Annotated in this window: 17 protein-coding genes and 1 pseudogene; 14 read left to right on the top strand and 4 right to left on the bottom strand. The window is 63.8% G+C overall.

Annotation, left to right across the window (positions count from 1 at the left end; all coding sequences use genetic code 11):
• A pseudogene (locus AAG821_RS07350) lies at nucleotides 1-274 on the top strand (phosphoglucosamine mutase); the annotation flags it as partial.
• On the top strand, nucleotides 271-1,095 hold the full coding sequence (gene thiD / locus AAG821_RS07345; protein ID WP_341909244.1) for a bifunctional hydroxymethylpyrimidine kinase/phosphomethylpyrimidine kinase: 825 nt from the start codon (nucleotides 271-273) through the stop codon (nucleotides 1,093-1,095). The pseudogene AAG821_RS07350 and the gene thiD, both read left to right, overlap by 4 nt.
• Here the strand turns inward: thiD and AAG821_RS07340 are convergent.
• Together AAG821_RS07340 and AAG821_RS07335 are read right to left on the bottom strand one after the other, a co-directional pair.
• On the bottom strand, nucleotides 1,079-2,518 hold the full coding sequence (locus AAG821_RS07340; RefSeq protein WP_341909246.1) for an L-lactate permease: 1,440 nt from the start codon (nucleotides 2,516-2,518) through the stop codon (nucleotides 1,079-1,081). The two genes, thiD and AAG821_RS07340, sit on opposite strands and share 17 nt — an antisense overlap.
• Nucleotides 2,519-2,529: 11 nt before the next feature.
• A complete protein-coding gene (locus AAG821_RS07335) occupies nucleotides 2,530-3,954 on the bottom strand; it encodes a PLP-dependent aminotransferase family protein (protein WP_341909249.1) in 1,425 nt (474 codons plus the stop codon).
• Between the two features lie 104 nt (nucleotides 3,955-4,058).
• Between AAG821_RS07335 and AAG821_RS07330 the strand changes: the two genes are divergently transcribed.
• From AAG821_RS07330 to AAG821_RS07295, 8 genes are all read left to right on the top strand, one after another.
• The gene (locus AAG821_RS07330) at nucleotides 4,059-4,328 is read left to right on the top strand and encodes a DUF1127 domain-containing protein (RefSeq protein ID WP_341897753.1); all 270 of its coding nucleotides are present in this window, start codon (nucleotides 4,059-4,061) and stop codon (nucleotides 4,326-4,328) included.
• An 85-nt stretch (nucleotides 4,329-4,413) separates the two neighbouring features.
• Nucleotides 4,414-5,019, top strand: coding sequence for a LysE family translocator (locus AAG821_RS07325; protein ID WP_341909250.1), 606 nt, complete (start codon nucleotides 4,414-4,416; stop codon nucleotides 5,017-5,019).
• Between the two features lie 12 nt (nucleotides 5,020-5,031).
• Nucleotides 5,032-5,838, top strand: a complete 807-nt coding sequence (locus tag AAG821_RS07320) for a PhzF family phenazine biosynthesis protein (protein WP_341909252.1) — start codon at nucleotides 5,032-5,034, stop codon at nucleotides 5,836-5,838.
• Between the two features lie 118 nt (nucleotides 5,839-5,956).
• The gene (locus tag AAG821_RS07315; RefSeq protein ID WP_341909254.1) at nucleotides 5,957-6,436 is read left to right on the top strand and encodes a GNAT family N-acetyltransferase; all 480 of its coding nucleotides are present in this window, start codon (nucleotides 5,957-5,959) and stop codon (nucleotides 6,434-6,436) included.
• A 58-nt stretch (nucleotides 6,437-6,494) separates the two neighbouring features.
• Nucleotides 6,495-7,343: a crotonase/enoyl-CoA hydratase family protein gene (locus tag AAG821_RS07310; RefSeq protein WP_341909256.1), complete on the top strand. Its 849-nt coding sequence runs from the start codon at nucleotides 6,495-6,497 to the stop codon at nucleotides 7,341-7,343.
• Nucleotides 7,333-7,974, top strand: coding sequence for a helix-turn-helix domain-containing protein (locus AAG821_RS07305; RefSeq protein WP_341909257.1), 642 nt, complete (start codon nucleotides 7,333-7,335; stop codon nucleotides 7,972-7,974). Before AAG821_RS07310 ends, AAG821_RS07305 begins: the two co-directional genes overlap by 11 nt.
• A gap of 57 nt (nucleotides 7,975-8,031) precedes the next feature.
• On the top strand, nucleotides 8,032-9,396 hold the full coding sequence (locus tag AAG821_RS07300) for a thioesterase family protein (protein WP_341909259.1): 1,365 nt from the start codon (nucleotides 8,032-8,034) through the stop codon (nucleotides 9,394-9,396).
• Nucleotides 9,397-9,423: 27 nt separating this feature from the next.
• Complete coding sequence (locus AAG821_RS07295) at nucleotides 9,424-10,362, top strand: AEC family transporter (RefSeq protein WP_341909261.1); 939 nt, start codon at nucleotides 9,424-9,426, stop codon at nucleotides 10,360-10,362.
• Here the strand turns inward: AAG821_RS07295 and kynA are convergent.
• Nucleotides 10,359-11,177, bottom strand: coding sequence for a tryptophan 2,3-dioxygenase (kynA, locus tag AAG821_RS07290; protein WP_341909264.1), 819 nt, complete (start codon nucleotides 11,175-11,177; stop codon nucleotides 10,359-10,361). The genes AAG821_RS07295 and kynA overlap by 4 nt on opposite strands.
• 60 nt (nucleotides 11,178-11,237) lie before the next feature.
• Here kynA and AAG821_RS07285 point away from each other — a divergent pair, with 60 nt between their 5' ends.
• On the top strand, nucleotides 11,238-12,389 hold the full coding sequence (locus tag AAG821_RS07285; RefSeq protein ID WP_341909266.1) for an aminotransferase class V-fold PLP-dependent enzyme: 1,152 nt from the start codon (nucleotides 11,238-11,240) through the stop codon (nucleotides 12,387-12,389).
• On the opposite strand, the gene AAG821_RS07280 is transcribed toward AAG821_RS07285, so the two are convergent.
• A complete protein-coding gene (locus AAG821_RS07280; RefSeq protein WP_341909268.1) occupies nucleotides 12,377-13,159 on the bottom strand; it encodes a class II aldolase/adducin family protein in 783 nt (260 codons plus the stop codon). The two genes, AAG821_RS07285 and AAG821_RS07280, sit on opposite strands and share 13 nt — an antisense overlap.
• A gap of 221 nt (nucleotides 13,160-13,380) precedes the next feature.
• On the opposite strand from AAG821_RS07280, the gene AAG821_RS07275 reads away from it, so the two are divergent.
• The 3 genes from AAG821_RS07275 (at nucleotide 13,381) to AAG821_RS07265 (ending at nucleotide 16,652) form a co-directional block, all read left to right on the top strand.
• Nucleotides 13,381-14,523, top strand: a complete 1,143-nt coding sequence (locus AAG821_RS07275) for a TRAP transporter substrate-binding protein (protein ID WP_341909269.1) — start codon at nucleotides 13,381-13,383, stop codon at nucleotides 14,521-14,523.
• A gap of 105 nt (nucleotides 14,524-14,628) precedes the next feature.
• Nucleotides 14,629-15,210 carry a TRAP transporter small permease subunit gene (locus AAG821_RS07270; protein WP_341909271.1) on the top strand — a complete coding sequence of 194 codons (582 nt, stop codon included), beginning with the start codon at nucleotides 14,629-14,631 and terminating at the stop codon, nucleotides 15,208-15,210.
• A complete protein-coding gene (locus AAG821_RS07265) occupies nucleotides 15,207-16,652 on the top strand; it encodes a TRAP transporter large permease subunit (protein WP_341909273.1) in 1,446 nt (481 codons plus the stop codon). Before AAG821_RS07270 ends, AAG821_RS07265 begins: the two co-directional genes overlap by 4 nt.
• The last annotated feature ends 23 nt before the right edge of the window (nucleotides 16,653-16,675 follow it).

The raw sequence follows: 16,675 nt of genomic DNA, 5'->3' as shown, positions 1-16,675 counted from the left end.
GTCAGGCGAAAAGGCCAGCGTGTTCTGCCGCCGTTTCGAACCCTATCCGCAGCTGCTGCGCAATGTGCGCCATGGCGGTGGCAAGCCGCTGGAGGCGCCGAAGGTGCAGCAGGCGATTGATGCCGCCGAAAAGAAACTCGGCAAGGCCGGCCGCATCGTCATTCGCCCGAGCGGCACCGAGCCGCTGATCCGCGTGATGGCGGAAGGCGAGGATGAAGGCCTGGTCAAGACCGTGGTCGACGACATCATCACGGCGCTGGAACAGGCGGCATGACTTCTGCTGCGTCGGCCACACATCGTGGCCGGGTTCTGATCATTGCCGGATCGGATTCCGGCGGCGGTGCCGGCATCCAGGCCGATATCAAGGCAGTCACCGCGCTGGGCGGCTATGCCGCCACCGCGATTACTGCGCTGACCGCGCAGGATACCCGCACGGTGCACGATATCCATGAGGTGCCGGCCGCCTTCATCGCCCTGCAGCTGCGCGTCGTGCTGCAGGATATCGGGGCGGACGCGATCAAGACCGGCATGCTGCATCGCGCCGACATCATCGAAGCCGTGGTCGACGCACTCGATCAATACGCGCCGCATGTGCCGCTGGTGGTCGATCCGGTGATGGTGGCGAAGGGTGGCGCCAGCCTGCTGCAGCCTTCGGCGGCCGAGGCGCTGCGCACCCGGCTGATCCCGCGCGCCACGCTGATCACGCCGAACCTGCCCGAGGCCGAAGTGCTGTCGGGCCTGAAGATTGCCGGCGAGGCCGATATGCCGGCCGCAGCCGAACGCCTGCTGCAGTTCGGACCGCAGGCCGTGCTGCTCAAGGGCGGCCATCTGCCGGGTGACCTGCTGGTGGACCTGCTGCGCGATGCGCGCGGCAGCCAGCGCTTCACCGATACGCGGATCGACACGACGTCGACGCATGGCACCGGCTGCACGCTGGCCTCTGCGATCGCCACCGGCCTGGCGTTTGGCCTGTCGTTACGCGACGCCGTGGCGCAGGCGCGCGCCTATGTGCGCAAGGCAATCGAGACCGCGCCGGGCTTCGGCCATGGCCATGGTCCGCTCAACCACGCGCATACGGTCAGAAGGCCAGGGTAATCAGGATCGCCGCGATCAACAGCGGCGGCGCCAGCGCGATCACCTGGCGATAGACCAGGCGCTCGCCGCCGATGATGCCGGCAAAGGCGCAGGCCATGGCGATCTTGCCCGGGAAGAAGGGCGTGAACAGGCTGCCGGTCACATTTTGCAGCGCACTGACCCAGAGCACACTGGCACCGGCTGAGCCGGCCATCGCCGCCTGCAGTGGCAGCAGCAAACTGTTCGACGCCGTGTTGCTGCCGGTCAGGCCGCCGGCGATGGCGGCGAAGACCGGTGAGGCCAGCAGGGCCTGCCCGCCGGCCACATCCTGCCAGGCTGCCGCAAGCTCCGCAGGGATACCGCTGGCCGCCATCAGCCGCGCCATCACCAGGAAGATCAGCGTGGTGGCAATCGCGATGCGGCCGGCTGCCCAGGTCTGGCGCAGCACGCCGCCGATCTGCTGCGGCTTCAGGGTCAGTGCGCCATAAAGCAGCGCGGTAAGCAGCAGCATCACGCCCGCTTGGTAGGCCCAGGGGAAGGCCGGCATGTCGGCGAAGGGCTTTGATACGGCGATGCTCTGCAATGTCTGCGACAGCGGCGGGATCAGCCGGGTGGAGAGCAGTACGGCGATCAGCAGCAGATACGGCAGCGCGACGCGCAGCAGGGCGCGCAGCGGCGGCCGGTTGCGGTTCAGCAGAGTGCCCAGCGCCAGCAACGGCGCCGTGGCGATCAGGCCGGCGGTATCCACCGAGGCATAACGGTTGCCCAGATACAGCAGGCCGAGCAGAGCCGTGGTCCACAGCAGATCAAGCGCCATGTTGCGCAGGCTGAGGCCCAGTCCGAGCCGGTGCGACCACCACCAGAACCAGCCGAGCAGCACCAGCAGAAACACCGGCATCAGGCTGGCGCTGGAGAGGCCGAAACCCTGCAGCGGCAGATTGCCCAGCGCCGCACCGATCACCGTGCCGATACCCAGCCCGCCCCATGGCACCAGCATCTGGCTCAACAGGCCAACCGCAACGGCGGGCAGCGGTGCCACGCCCAACCGGCGCAGGCCATGGATGGCGAGGGCGAAACCGACACCGAAGCCGATCGCGGTTTCGATCAGCCCGGCGGCGATGAAGCTGAGGAAATAGGCCTGGCGATGTCGTGATACCGGCGCAATCTGCGGCGCATCCGCAGGGGGCGGGGCGGCGGCCTGAATCACGTGATGCACGGTGAGGCCGGCGAGGATGACGGCAATGGCATGCCAGGCGAGCCATGCACCCTTCAGGCTTTCGATGACGAAGAAATCGAGCAGGTCGCGCTGGCCATGCAGCGCGACGGCTGCCGCCGGCAGCGTGGCCAGCAACCCGGCGAGACCGGCATGCACCAGGGCGACACGGCCGGTCGCCACCAGCCCGATCACCAGGATGATCGGCGCCAGATAAAGAAGGATCTGCACGGTCCTATGGACTAGACGATGGCGTGACGGGCTTCCGGGCCGCGCTCGATCAGGCCGCGCAGGCGGCGCAGGCCATCGGCCACGTCATTGCGGTCGGGCGAGGGCGCCAGCGAGATGCGCACCCACGGCGGCGGATTCGGCCGGTTGTCGAGCAGGAACGATGTGCAGCTGGCGATGCGCACGCCCTGACCCAGCGCCTGGTTGGTGAATTCATTCGGCCGCCAGGGATTGGGCAGCTCGAGATAGCAATGCAGGCTGGCCGGATTGCTGCGCATGGTCAGGCCCTCGAAGGTCTCGACCGCCATGGCGTTGCGGATCGCGGCTTCTTCCCGCAGGCGTTCGACCAGCATCGCCGCCGTGCCATCCTCGATCCACTGGCGCACGATTTCCTGGTTCAGTCGGGGGTTGTTCACCGCCACGGCATGCAGGGTATCGGCGAAGCGCTCGATCAGCACCGGCGGTGCGGCGATCCAGCCCACCCGCAGGCCCGGTGCCATGCATTTCGATGCGCTGGTGATGTAGATGGTGCGTTCGGGCGCCAATGCGGCCACCGGCAGCGGCCGGTCCTGCATCAGGAAGCCGTAGACATCGTCCTCGATGATGGTGAGGTCATGCTTGCGGGCGACGGCCACGATGGCGGCGCGGCGTTCGGCCGTCATCATCACGGTGGTCGGGTTGTGAATGGTGGGCTGGATCAGCACGAGCCGGCTGCCGGTGCGGCGCGCGGCCTCGGCCAGCGCATCGGGGCGCATGCCTTCGTCGTCCATCGCCACGCCTTCCAGCCGGATCGGGCGCTGCTGGGCATTCTCATGCACGCCGCCATAGGTCAGCGCTTCCACCAGCATGATCTCGTTCGGCATGGTCATCGCCGTCATCACCACGGCCAGCGCCTGCTGCGCGCCGGCGGTGGCGATGATCTGTTCCGGCGTCACGTTAAGGCCGGTGCGTGCGATCCATTGCGCAGCAGCGGCGCGATGCAGCGGATCGCCCAGCGTGCGGCTGTAACCCAGCAGGTTCTGCAGGCCGCCGCGCAGCGACAGGCGCTGCAGCGAAGTGCGCATGATCTCGTCGTAATCGGTCAGACTCGGCTCGTTGCGCGACAGTTCGATCACGCCCGGCGTGGAGAGCCGCGCGATATCCTGCTGCGGCGTGATGATCTCGCTGCGGAATGCAGTGCTGTTGCCGAAACCGTCATTCGGCTTGACGAAGGTGCCGCGGCCCACTTCGCCCGACAGCAGGCCTTTCTGTTCGGCCAGCATGTAGCCACGGCTGACCGTGCCGACGGTGACGCCCAGCTTCCAGGCGAGATTGCGTTGCGGCGGCAGTTTGGCGCCCACCGGCAATTCGCCGGTCTGGATCGCGGTTTCGATGGCCGTGGCCAGCGCCTGGTAGCGCGGGCCGGGGAAGGCGTCGAGATTGGGGGTCCACATTGTCATGGTGTCAATATTGTCATTGACCCCATTCAAGAGTCAATCAATTATCGCATTGCCCGAATTGATCGGGTTCATTGTTAGAATTCATCCAAAAATGGAAGGGTGTCATGACGAATTGTATCGATACAATCGACCGACCTTATGGTACAGGCCCGGTCGAACGCGCGGGCAGCACGATCGGCCGGGTCATCGACCGCATGGTAGCTGTTGCCGCCGAAGGCGCGACGGGTCTCATGCTGATGCTGCTCAACTGGCAGCGCCAGGCCCGTGAGCGGGCCGATCTTGCCGGCCTGCCGCAAGAGATTCTGAAGGATGTCGGCCTCACCCGCGCCGATGTTGAAGCCGAGCTGCTGAAAAAGCCGTTGTGGCTTCGATAGGGCGTAAGCGTTAAGCCCCCCGGCTGCCGGCGTCGCGCATCATCATTTCCTGTGCTGCGACGCCGGTTCTCCCAGGAGAGCCATTATGTCCTTGCAAGCCGAAACCTTCCTGCTGGTCCCGCTGATGCTGTTTGCCGTGGTCACCTCGATCACGCCGGGTCCGAACAACATTCTGCTGACCGCCTCGGGTGCCAATTTCGGTTTTCGCCGCACGGTGCCGCATATGCTGGGCATCAGTGCCGGCTTTCTCTCCCTCATCATCGTCACCGGCCTCGGCCTTGGTGCCGTGATCCTGGCCAGCGACTGGCTGCACCAGGCGCTCAAGGCCATCGGCGCGCTGTATCTGGTCTGGCTCGCCTGGCAGCTGTCGCGCGCCGGCGGAATCGAAAGCAGAGCCGAGCTGCGGCCGATGCGCTTTCATGAGGCTGCACTGTTCCAGTATGTCAATCCGAAGGCCTGGATGATGGCGGTGGGCGCCGTTGCCGCCTTCACCACGCCCGGCGGTCATTACGCCATCGAGCTGGGCCTGATTGCGCTGATCTTCACCATCATCAATCTGCCCTGCGTGTCGCTCTGGGCGCTGTTTGGTGTCGGCATCGGGCGCTTCCTGGGCGATGACCGCGCCCGCACGATCTTCAATTTCACCATGGCCGGGCTGACGCTGCTGTCGGCTGTGCTGCTGTACGTCTGAAGGGGATAGCAGATGCAACTGCCGCTCTATCAGGTCGATGCCTTCGCCGATGCGGTGTTCAAGGGCAATCCTGCTGCCGTGATGCCGCTGGACACCTGGCTGTCGGATGCCGTCATGCAGGCGATCGCGGCGGAAAACAATCTCGCCGAAACCGCCTTCTTCGTACCGCAGAAGGGCGGCTTGGGTGAGGATGGCTATGGGCTGCGCTGGTTCACGCCGGAAGTGGAGGTCGATCTCTGCGGCCATGCCACGCTGGCCTCGGCCTGGGTGATCTTCCACCGACTGGACCGGGCACGCAGCCGCATCGACTTTTTCACCAAGAGCGGCACGCTGACCGTGACTCAGGATGGCGAAAGCGACCGCCTGTCGCTGGATTTTCCCATGCGAGCCGTATCTCCGGCGCAACCCTGCGAAGGGCTGATCGAGGCCATCGGCGCCCAGCCAACCGAAATCCTGGCCGGCCATAGCTATTTCCTCGTCTATGACAATGCCAACATCGTGCGCAACCTGCGGCCCAACATGAACGGGCTGATGGATCTCGACAAATTCGCCGTCATCGTCACCGCGCCGGGCGACCGGCCGGGCATCGATTGCGTGTCGCGGTTCTTTGCGCCAGCCAAGGGCATTCCTGAAGATCCGGTCACCGGTTCGGCCCATTGCAGCATCGTGCCCTACTGGGCCAAGCGGCTCGGCAAGCGCGACATCACGGCCTATCAGGCTTCCGCGCGCGGCGGCACGCTGTACTGCCGCGACGAAGGTGCGCGCGTGCGCATGGCTGGCACCTGCAAGCCTTATCTGGAGGGCACGGTTACGCTCTAGGCGTGATCAGATTTCGTTTCGGCGGTTGCCCCGATAGCCGCCGGGAGCCGGTGCAAACCGGTTGGGCGCGGCATCATCCCCTGTTGTATGTCGCGCCCATTTCTTTTCTCATGGTGTCATGACCGACTCAGCCATCACGATCCAGCCCGCCGTCACACAAGAAGACCTTGCCGCGGCCCGACGCCTGTTCACCGCCTATGCGCAGTCGCTGGATTTCAGCCTGTGTTTTCAGGGCTTCGATGAGGAACTCGCGTCCCTGCCGGGCAAATACGCGCCAGCGGAACGTGGCGCGCTGCTGCTGGGCAAGCGGGATGGCGAGGCCGTCGGTGTCGTCGGTCTGCGCGACCTCGGCGACGGTGTGGCCGAGATGAAGCGGCTTTATATCGATCCGGCGGGCCGCGGCCAGAATCTGGGCCGCCGCCTGGCCGATGCGGTGCTGGCGCAGGCGCGCCAGCTGGGTTATCGCGCCATCCGGCTCGACACCTTTCCCTCGATGGTGGCGGCCAACCGCATCTATGACGCACTCGGTTTTGGCGATATTCCGCCTTATTATGACAATCCGTTACCAGGTGCGCGGTATCGCGAACTGAAATTATGAACGTTGTTCATTTTTATGAACGGATGTAAGGTTTCTCCATAAACATGGAGGAACCGTCATGGCAGACCCTTTCGTTCGGTATGAGCGCGACGGCCGTATCGCCCGCATCACGCTGAACCGGCCCGAACATCTCAACGCCATCCACGAAACCACCCCGGACCTGCTGCGCGCCGCCGTCGAGCGCGCCAACCAGGACGACGATGTGCATGTGATCCTGCTGAGTGGGGCCGGGCGTGCCTTCTGCGCCGGCTACGATCTCAAGGAATATGCCGAAGCGCCGCGCCCAGTGAAGGGCAGCCAGGACATGCCCTGGGACCCGCTGGTGGATTACCAGTGGATGCGGCATAGCACCGACTGTTTCTTCAGCCTGTGGCGCTCGCTGAAACCCGTCGTGGCCAAGATCCATGGCTATGCGGTGGCGGGTGGCAGCGACATCGCGCTGTGCTGCGATCTGGTCGTGATGGCCGAGGATGCCAAGATCGGCTATCCGCCGGCGCGCATCTGGGGCTGCCCGACTACGGCGATGTGGGTCTATCGCCTGGGCGCGGAAAAGGCCAAGCGCATGCTTCTGACTGGCGACCTGATCGATGGCAAGACGGCGAAGGACTATGGCCTGGTGATTGATGCCGTGCCGGCCGACCAGCTGGATGCGCATGTGGAGGCGCTGGTGGCGCGGATCGCCAGTGTGCCGAAGAACCAGCTGATGATGCAGAAGCTGATGGTGAACCAGGCCTATGACAATATGGGCCTGAATTCGACGCAGACGCTGGCGACGCTGTTCGATGGCATCACGCGCCATTCGCCCGAAGGCGTCGCCTTCAAGGCGCGTTGCGAACAGATCGGCTTCAAGGCCGCGGTGAAAGAACGGGATGGCGGCGATCCGCTGGCGTGGAAAAATGCCCGCTGAAGCCGCAATCATAGAGAAGAAAACGGGCCGGCGGGATGCTGTTCGCGCCTTCAAGCGCGATGCCATCCTGCAGGCGGCGCGCAAGATTTTCGCCCGCGATGGCCTCGATGGCGCCACCTTGCGCGCGATTGCGGCCGAAGCGGGGATCGCCGTTGGCACGGTCTATCTGCATTATCCCAGCAAGGAGGCGCTGTATGCCGAACTCTTGGCGGGCTCGCTGGCCGATCTGCTGAAGCACCTGCGCGCGGCGGTGACGAAAACGGATGCACAGGCGCAGCTTCTGGCCGGCGCGCTGGCCTTTTATGACTTCTACCGTCAGCGGCCTGATGACCTCTATCTGGGCCTCTATCTGGGCCAGGGTTTCCGGCCGACCGGCCTGACGCCGGAGCTTGATCGCCTGCTCAACGGCCGGCTGATCCAGTGCTACACGGTCTTAAGCGATGCCATGCGGCGCATCGCTCCGCTGGAGGCGGAAATGCTGCGGGCGGAGACGGTTTCCCTCGCGGCAGCCATGGGTGGGGCGCTGATGCTGGAAACCACCGGGCGGCTCAAGGTGCTGGGCGATACCGGCGAGGCGGTGGTGCGGCGCCATGTCGAACACCTGATGGGGCGGTTGCACGGACGCGGGTAAGGCGCGAACATAGATGCCGGCCCCAAGATTTAAGTCTCCATCGCAGCGAGTTTGCCCGTGACCAATTTCCGCGAAACCTACCGCGGTTCCGTTGCCGCCTGGGAATGCGACCAGTACGGCCATATGAACGTGCAGTTCTACACCGGGCGCGTCAGCGATGCGGCGGCGACCGCCATGCTGGCCGCCGGCTTCGGTCATGAGGCGCTGGTCAAGCACAAGCTGGGTATTGTTGCCGTCAATGCCGAAACGAAATTCTTCAGCGAGCTGCATGCCGGCGACCTGATCCGCATGGAAAGCGGCGTCACGCTCGCCGAAGGCAGGAAGGTGCGGTTCCATCATCGCCTGTTCAATGCCGAGAGCGGCGCACTGTGCATGACTGCCGATGTGTTGGGCCTGTGTTTCGACCTGGCGCAGCGCAAATCGGTGCCGCTGCCGGCCGATATCGCCGAGGGATTCAAGGCGATCACGGTGGATGGCGATGCGCCGCATGAGCAGGTTGCGGTACCGGTGGCAGAAGATGGCTGCGTGCCGACTGGACGTTCGTCGGTACAGGCCTGGGAATGCGACCGCATGGGACATATGAACGTGCAGTTCTACCTCGCGCGTTTCGCCGAGGCCGAGAAGCAGCTGCTGCTGGCACTGGGCTATGGCCCGACGCGGCGACGCGCCGATGCGGTGGCGGTGCGGCCGCTGCGGCATCGCATCCAATTCAGACGCGAGAACCATGAATCTGCCGTGCTGCGGGTGCGCAGCGGCATTCGCAGCGTCGAGGCCGACCGGCTGCAGCTCTATCACGAACTTTACGAGGACGAGACCAACACGCTGTCGGCCACCTGCGAGGCGACGCTGATCCTCGATCGCCTGGATGGTGCCGGGCCGCTTGCGATGCCGCAGGATGTGCGTGCGGCCGCCGAGGCCCTGGCTGTGCAGCTCAAGGCCCCGCCACCGCCCAGACCGCAGACCGGGCCGCGGGCGCCGGCCGCGCCGGTGGAGGGGATGTACGAAACCTGCCGCGGTGCGGTCGATCGCTGGGAAGCCGAGGAAACCGGCCGCATGGCGACACGGTTCTACATGGCGCGGTTTTCCGAGGCGGCCGGCAACATGCTGGCTGGCGGCGACATGACAGCCGAGCGCATGCGCGAGTTGGGGCTGGGTTCGGCCGCGCTGGAATACGCCATCGACTATTTCCGGCCGCTCAATATCGGCGACGCCTATTACGCCCGCACCGGCATCCTGGAGCTGCGCGAGAAGACCTGGCGCTTCTGCCATTTCCTGCTCGACAGCCACACGCAACAGCCGCTGGCGCGTGCCGAGATCGTCGCCGTGCTGTTCGATCTCAAGGCGCGCAAATCGATTCCGATGCCCGAACTGGCACGCAATGCTTTCGCCAAGCGGCTGATCCAGCTGCAGCCGGCGCAATAAAACCGAGAAAGAGAAGAGCGCAGCGCCATGGGAACCCTGCTCAATGTCTCGCTGCCCTTCTTCGGCCTGATCTTCGTCGGCTATGCCGCCGGCTATACCCGTATCATCACGGCGCAGGCCTATCTCGGCCTCAATGCCTTCGTGATCTGGTTTGCGCTGCCGGCCATGCTGTTCATCAAGATGGCCTCGGCGCCGGTGTTTTCCGCCTTCGACTGGAAATTCGTCGCGGCCTATAGCGGCGGCGGGTTGCTGGCCTATGCCTTCACGGTGGGCCTGAGCCGCCTGCTGTTCGCGATGAACTGGGGCGAGCGCGCGGTGCAGGGCATGAGCGCATCCTTCGGCAATGTCGGGTTCATGGGCCTGCCGATCCTGGTGACGCTGTTCGGCGATGCCGCCGTGCTGCCCGCCGTGCTGATCATCGTGTTCGACCACGTCCTGCTGATCCCGCTGACCACGGCGCTGATCGAGGGCTCCAATGGCGGCAACGCCTCTCTGGCCGCGATCTTCCGCCGCGTCGCTGCCGGCATGGCGCGCAATCCGCTGATCATCTCCACCTTTGCCGGCCTGCTCTGGGGCCTGACGGGGCTCAGCCTGTTCAGCCCGCTGGAAACCTTGCTCAACCTGCTGGCCAATGCCTCGGCGCCCTGCGCGCTGTTCGCGCTGGGCCTCACGCTGGTCGGCCGGCCGATCTCGGAAGGGCTGGAACAGGTGTCCCTGGCAGCCGTCGGCAAGCTGGCGGTGCATCCACTGCTGGTCTGGATCCTGGCTGTCCATGTGTTGAAGCTGGATGCCTTCCTCACTGCCGTGGCGGTGATCCAGGCCTCGATGCCGACGGCGGCGAATGTTTATATCCTCGCCACCCAGCAGAACACCTATGTGCAGCGTGCCTCAAGCACCATTCTGGTGACGACGGTGATCGCCACCATCACGGTGTCGGCCTTCATGGTGCTGTTCACGGCCTACTAGAGCTTGGTCCGCACCGACCACAGTTCGGGGAAGAAGCTGCGCTCCAGCGCCTGGCGCAGGTAAGACACGCCGGCGCTGCCGCCGGTGCCCTGGCGCATGCCGATGATGCGCTCCACGGTTTTCATATGGCGGAAGCGCCATTGCTGGAAGCTGTCCTCGACATCGACCAGCTCCTCGGCCAGTTCATAGAGATCGAAGTATCGCTCGGACTCGCGGTAGATCGCGGCCCAGACAGCTTCCACGCGGGCATCGGCCTGGTGCGGCCTGGTCACATCGCGCTTGAGGATGTCGTCCGGCACCGGCAGGCCGCGGCGGGCCAGCAGGCGCAGGGCCTCGTCATACAGGCTGGGCGCGTTGAAGGCGGCCTCCAGCGGGCCGTGGATATCGGGACGATGCTGATGCGGTTTCAGCATCAGGGCATTCTTGGCGCCCAGCTTGAATTCGATCTGGCGATACTGCCAGGACTGGAAGCCCGAGGAGGAGCCGAGCACCGGGCGGAAGCGCAGGTAATCCGCCGGCGTCATGGTGGCCAGCACATCCCAGGCCTGGATCAGCTGCACCTGGATGCGCGAGACGCGCGACAGGCATTTGAAGCTGGGGCCCAGGGTGTCGGCACGGATATGGGCGATGGCCATGTCCAGCTCGTTGTTCAGCAGCTTCATCCACAGTTCCTGCACCTGGTGGATGGTGATGAACAGCAGTTCGTCCTGCTCGGCCGATAGCGGCTGCTGCGCCGACAACAGGGTGTCGAGGCGCAGATAGTCGCCATAGCTCATGCGGTCGGAGAAATCGGTCTGGATGCCGTCCGTCGTCATGGTCTTGCTCCCGGAATTATTTTAAGATTAAAATATTCCGCGCCCGACGGAAAGCGTGAAATGACCCAGCTCGACCTGAAACAGCATTTCTTTCACTTCCTGCAAAGCGATCCGCAGCGCCTGCATTTCGCTGCCCACAGCCACTCCTGCTGGCCTGATGCGAGCCGGGCAGGGCAGCTGTTGGCCTGGGACGATGCCGCCCGGCTGATCGACGGCAAATGGGAGCATGTGCTGGGCAGCGTGTTGCCCGCAGCGCAGAGCCATGTGGCCCGCCAGCTCGGCCTGCCCGACCCGGCCAGCGTGGTGTTTGCGCCCAACACCCATGAGCTGGTGAAGCGGCTGCTGTCCTGCTTCCCGGCCGACAGGCCGATCCGGCTGCTGACCAGCGACAGCGAGTTCCATTCCTTCGCCCGCCAGATCGCGCGGATGGAAGAAGAAAGCCTGGTCCAGGTGACGCGGATTCCCAGCGCGCCGTTCGAGACCTTTGCCACGCGTTTTGCCGTCGCCGCCAAGGCAGGCTTCGACCTGATCTTCGTCAGCCAGGTGTTTTTCAATTCCGGCTTCGCCGTGGAGGATATCGGCGTCCTTGCGGCGGCGGCCGGCGATGCCATGCTGGTGGTGGATGGCTATCACGGCTTCATGGCGCGGCCGGTCGACTGGTCGGCTCATGCTGCGCGCGCCTTCTACATTGCCGGCGGCTATAAGTACGCCATGGCGGGCGAGGGCGCCTGTTTCATGCATTGCCCGCCGGGCTGGGGCGCGCGGCCGCGCGATACCGGCTGGTATGCCGCTTTCGGGGCGCTCAGCGGTGCGCAGGATAACCGCACGGCTTACGCGGAGAATGGCTGGCGCTTCATGGGCGCCACCTTCGATCCATCAGGGCTGTATCGCTTCAATGCGGTGCAGGACTGGCTGGTGCAGCAGGGCATCAGCGTAGCGATGATCCACGACCATGTGCGGGCTCTGCAGCGCAAATTCATCGCGGCTCTGCCGAAAGGCCCGCTGCAGGCGTCACAGCTGGTGGTGCCGGACAGCCTGCCGCATGGCAATTTTCTCACCTTCGAACTGGCGGATGCCGAGGCCGTACAGCAGCGCCTGGCCAGCGCCGGCGTGGTGACCGATCATCGCGGCCAGCGCCTGCGCATCGGCTTCGGCCTGTATCATACGGCAGCCGATGTCGAGGCGCTTCTGGGCCGGCTTCAGGATTTATAAGACGCGTCCTTGGCATCCAGCAGGCGCAGCAGCCCGCTCCAGGCCAGGCCGCTGACATCGATTTTCATGCCCCGCACCTGCTGCTTCACCAGCTCCTGCACGCCGGGTTGGGCCGGATGCAGCTTTGCCCCGCCGGCCAGCGCGCGCACCTGGGCCTGGCAGGCCCGTTCCAGCAGGTGGATGTTGAGGAAGGCCTGGGCCACGGTCCTGCCGCAGGCCAGCGTGCCATGGTTGCGCAGGATCATCAGGTTGTTATCGCCCAGATCGGCGACCAGCCGCTCGCGCTCGTCGAGGTTGAGGGCAATCCCTTCAAACTCGTGATAGCTCAGCGTGCTCAGCGCCACCATGGCGGTCTGGCTCAACGGCAGCAGGCCATCGGCCATGGCCGAGACCGCGATGCCATCGCTCGTATGCAAATGAAGTACGCAGCCGACATCATGGCGCGCGGCATGCACGGCGGAATGGATGGTGAAGCCGGCCGGATTGATGATGTGCTCGGTGGGCGAGACGATATTGCCCTCCAGATCCACCTTCACCAGCGACGAGGCGGTGATCTCATGGAACATCCAGCCATAGGGATTGATCAGGAAGTGATGGTCCGGTCCCGGCACCCGCGCCGAGATATGGGTGAAAATCAGGTCATCCCAGCCGTAATGGGCCACCAGGCGATAGGCGGCGGCGAGGTCGGTGCGGGTCTGCCACTCCTCGGCACTCACCTGCGTGCGAGTATCAGCGACGGATTTCAGGGCAGTGGCGGCAGGCGGTGTCATGGTATTCCTCCGATCATTTTTTATTGAACTTTAGTCTGTGCTGGTTGTGCAGGCGCGTCAAATCGGTGGTTTGCGCAAAATTGTGCATTGCGGCGCATAACCGGGGTGTAAAAATCCTCTTGCCCCGGACAACGTATACGCCCAATGATGGCGGCGCTCGAATTCACGTTCCGATTCAAAACACAGCCGGAAACCGGCGATAACATCCTTGGGAGGATATAATGACCGAGCAGAACGATACCCCCGCTGCGCCCAAAAAGTCCGGACGTCGCCAGTTCCTCCGCGGAGCGGGCATTGCCGCCGGTGCTGCTGCAGCGACCGTGGCGATGCCGAACGTATCGCGCGCCCAGACGGTGACGCTGAAATATCAGTCGACCTGGCCGACCAAGGACATCTTCCATGAGATGGCCACTGACTTCGCTACCCGTGTCAACGAGCTGTCGGGCGGCCGCCTGAAGCTCGATGTGCTGGCTGCCGGTTCGGTGGTACCCGCCTTCGGCATGCAGGACGCCGTGCATAGCGGCGTGCTGGATGCCGGTCATGGCGTCTCGGCCTACTGGTACGGCAAGCACAAGGCCTTCTCGCTGTTCGGCACCGTGCCGCCGTTCGGCTGGGATGCCAATGGCGTGCTGGCCTGGATGAACTATGGTGGCGGCTACACGCTGTATAACGAGCTGATGCACAGTGTCCTGAAGCTGAACCTGGTCGGCTTCATGTCCGGTCCGATGCCGGCCCAGCCGCTTGGCTGGTTCAAGAAGGAAATCAAGACCGCCGACGATCTGAAAAATATCAAATACCGCACGGTCGGTCTCTCGGCCGATCTGTTCAAGGAAATGGGCGCAGCCGTTACCATCGTGGCTGGCGGTGAAATCGTGCCGGCGATGGATCGCGGCCTGCTGGACGGCGCGGAGTTCAATAACCCGTCGTCCGATCGTCTGCTCGGTTTCCCTGATGTTTCGAAAGTCTACATGCTGCAGAGCTATCACCAGGCGGCAGAGATGTTCGAAATCCTGTTCAACAAGACCAAGTACGACAGCCTGCCCACCGAGCAGAAGCAGATCCTCAAATATGCGGCTGAGGCGTCTTCCTCCGACATGTCATGGAAGGCGCTCGACCGTTACTCGAAGGATCTGGCCGAGATGCAGAGTAAGGACAAGGTCCGCGTTTTCCGCACCCCGCGCGCGGTGCAGGAAGCGCAGCTCAAGGCATGGGATGTCGTTCTGAAGGCGCAGAATGAAGAAACATTCTTCGCCAAGGTGATCAAGTCGCAGCTGGATTGGGTGCGCCGCACGGTGCGCTACGAGCTGCTGAACAACCCGAGCAAGGAAATGGCCTATAACCACTTCTTCAACCGCAAGGGCTAAGCTTCGGCATTGGAGTGATGCGGGAACCGCCGGGCAACCGGCGGTTCCCGTCGTTTGAGTGGGGCACGCATAAACGCCGCATAAATACGCGAAACAGGGACGCGCATGGATAATCGGTTTGTCTTTTGGATTGATACGATCAACACCTGGGTCGGCAAGGCATTCGGCTGGTGCATCGTGCTGTTGACTGCGGCCACCTCCTACGAGGTGTTTGCCCGTTACGTGTTGCAGGCACCGACCGAATGGGCCTTCGATGCGGCCTATATCCTTTATGGCACACTGTTCATGATGGCCGGCGCCTATACCCTGGCACGCAACGGCCATGTCCGTGGTGACTGGCTGTATCGCAACTGGCAGCCACGCACCCAGGCGCGCTGGGATCTGATCCTCTATTTCGTCTTCTTCTTTCCGGGCATCATCACGCTGCTCTATACCGGCTGGGAATACGCTGCGCATTCCTGGTCGATGAAGGAACGCAGCCTGTTCACACCGGCTGGGCCGATCATCTATCCCTTCAAGACCATCATTCCGATTGCCGGCGCGCTGCTGATCCTGCAGGGCATCGCCGAGGTGATGCGCTGTATGTATTGCATCAAGACCGGCAAATGGCCGCCGCGTCTGGGCGATGTCGAGGAGTTGGAGCAGATTCTGCAGAAAGAGCATGCCGCTGAGGAGACCGGCCGATGACCGATCCGCAGGTTGGCATTCTCATGCTGGTGGCGTTCCTGTTCGCCATCGGCTTCGGCTTCCCGATTGCCTTCACCCTGATGGCCATGGGTGTGGGCTTCGGCTATTTCGCCATGGGCAATCATATCTTCGAGCTCTTCGTCCAGCGCACCTTTAGCGTCATGGCCAATGACGTGCTGATCTCGGTGCCGCTGTTCCTGTTCATGGGCTATATCGTCGAGCGCGCCAATATCCTCGACCGCCTGTTCCTGAGTATAGAACTGGCGGCCAAACGATTGCCGGGATCGCTGGCCGTCGCCACGCTGCTGACCTGCACGCTGTTCGCCACCGCCACGGGCATTGTCGGCGCGGTGGTGACCCTGATGACCCTGCTGGCGCTGCCGGCCATGCTGCGGGCCGGCTACGATCCGAAACTGGCGACCGGTGTGATCTGCGCCGGTGGCTGTCTCGGTATCCTGATCCCGCCCAGCGTGCTGCTGATCCTCTATGGCGCCACGGCGGGCGTTTCGGTGGTCAAGCTCTATGCCGGTGCCTTCCTGCCGGGCCTGATGCTGGCCAGCCTGTATATGGTCTATGTGATCGGCCGTGCCATGATCAATCCGTCGCTGGCGCCGAAACCGCCGCGCGAAATTCTCGATGTGCCCTTCAGCAAGGTGATCTGGGCGCTGGCGACCTCGTTCTTGCCGCTGGCGCTGCTGATCAGCACCGTACTGGGGGCCATTCTGTTCGGCCTGGCGACACCGACCGAAGCGGCGGCCGTTGGCGCCGCCGGCGCCATCGTCCTGGCCATCGGCTATCGCAGCTTCAGCATCACCAAGCTGAAGGAATCGGTGTTCCTGACGGCGCGGTCGGCGGCAATGGTCTGCTGGCTGTTTGTTGGCTCGGCCACCTTCTCGGCGGTGTTTGCCTATCTGAACGGCCATGAGGTGGTGAAGGATCTGATCGACTATCTTGATCTGTCCTCGACCCAGTTCCTCATCCTGGCCCAGTTCGTCATCTTCCTGCTTGGCTGGCCGCTGGAATGGACCGAGATCATCATCATCTTCGTGCCGATCTTCCTGCCGCTGCTGCAGCATTACGGCGTCGACCCGCTGTTCTTCGGCATCCTGGTGGCCCTGAACCTGCAGACGTCGTTCCTGACACCGCCGGTGGCGATGGCGGCCTTCTACTGCAAGGGCGTGGCACCGAAGAACATCTCGATCGAACAGATCTTCAAGGGCATCTATCCCTTCGTCGGTATCGTGCTGTTGTCGATGGTGCTGCTTTACAGCTTCCCGCAGATCGCGCTGTGGCTGCCCGAGCAGCTCTATGGCGGTGGCAGTGATGCGATGAATGCTCTGCCGGTCGATGGCCTGCCCGGTGGAGGCGAAGCCGGCAATACCACGCTGTTTGAGTCCGATGCCCCGAGCGAGGAAGAAGGCGAAGTGCCTGCACCAGACTGACCGGAGCCAGCACAGGCAATAAA

Origin of the sequence: Ferrovibrio terrae, assembly GCF_943372915.1 — a bacterium.
Classification (GTDB): Bacteria; Pseudomonadota; Alphaproteobacteria; order Ferrovibrionales; family Ferrovibrionaceae; genus Ferrovibrio; species Ferrovibrio terrae_A.
The sequence above is the reverse complement of the archived record's forward strand: the minus strand, read 5'-3'. Positions and strand labels throughout refer to the sequence as shown.

Coding starts and splice junctions, on each gene's coding strand:
- thiD (WP_341909244.1), top strand. CDS start 271: ATGACTTCTGCTGCGTCGGCCACACATCGTGGCCGGGTTCTGATCATT.
- AAG821_RS07335 (WP_341909249.1), bottom strand. CDS start 3,954: ATGACAATGTGGACCCCCAATCTCGACGCCTTCCCCGGCCCGCGCTAC.
- AAG821_RS07330 (WP_341897753.1), top strand. CDS start 4,059: ATGACGAATTGTATCGATACAATCGACCGACCTTATGGTACAGGCCCG.
- AAG821_RS07325 (WP_341909250.1), top strand. CDS start 4,414: ATGTCCTTGCAAGCCGAAACCTTCCTGCTGGTCCCGCTGATGCTGTTT.
- AAG821_RS07320 (WP_341909252.1), top strand. CDS start 5,032: ATGCAACTGCCGCTCTATCAGGTCGATGCCTTCGCCGATGCGGTGTTC.
- AAG821_RS07315 (WP_341909254.1), top strand. CDS start 5,957: ATGACCGACTCAGCCATCACGATCCAGCCCGCCGTCACACAAGAAGAC.
- AAG821_RS07310 (WP_341909256.1), top strand. CDS start 6,495: ATGGCAGACCCTTTCGTTCGGTATGAGCGCGACGGCCGTATCGCCCGC.
- AAG821_RS07305 (WP_341909257.1), top strand. CDS start 7,333: ATGCCCGCTGAAGCCGCAATCATAGAGAAGAAAACGGGCCGGCGGGAT.
- AAG821_RS07295 (WP_341909261.1), top strand. CDS start 9,424: ATGGGAACCCTGCTCAATGTCTCGCTGCCCTTCTTCGGCCTGATCTTC.
- kynA (WP_341909264.1), bottom strand. CDS start 11,177: ATGACGACGGACGGCATCCAGACCGATTTCTCCGACCGCATGAGCTAT.
- AAG821_RS07285 (WP_341909266.1), top strand. CDS start 11,238: ATGACCCAGCTCGACCTGAAACAGCATTTCTTTCACTTCCTGCAAAGC.
- AAG821_RS07280 (WP_341909268.1), bottom strand. CDS start 13,159: ATGACACCGCCTGCCGCCACTGCCCTGAAATCCGTCGCTGATACTCGC.
- AAG821_RS07275 (WP_341909269.1), top strand. CDS start 13,381: ATGACCGAGCAGAACGATACCCCCGCTGCGCCCAAAAAGTCCGGACGT.
- AAG821_RS07270 (WP_341909271.1), top strand. CDS start 14,629: ATGGATAATCGGTTTGTCTTTTGGATTGATACGATCAACACCTGGGTC.
- AAG821_RS07265 (WP_341909273.1), top strand. CDS start 15,207: ATGACCGATCCGCAGGTTGGCATTCTCATGCTGGTGGCGTTCCTGTTC.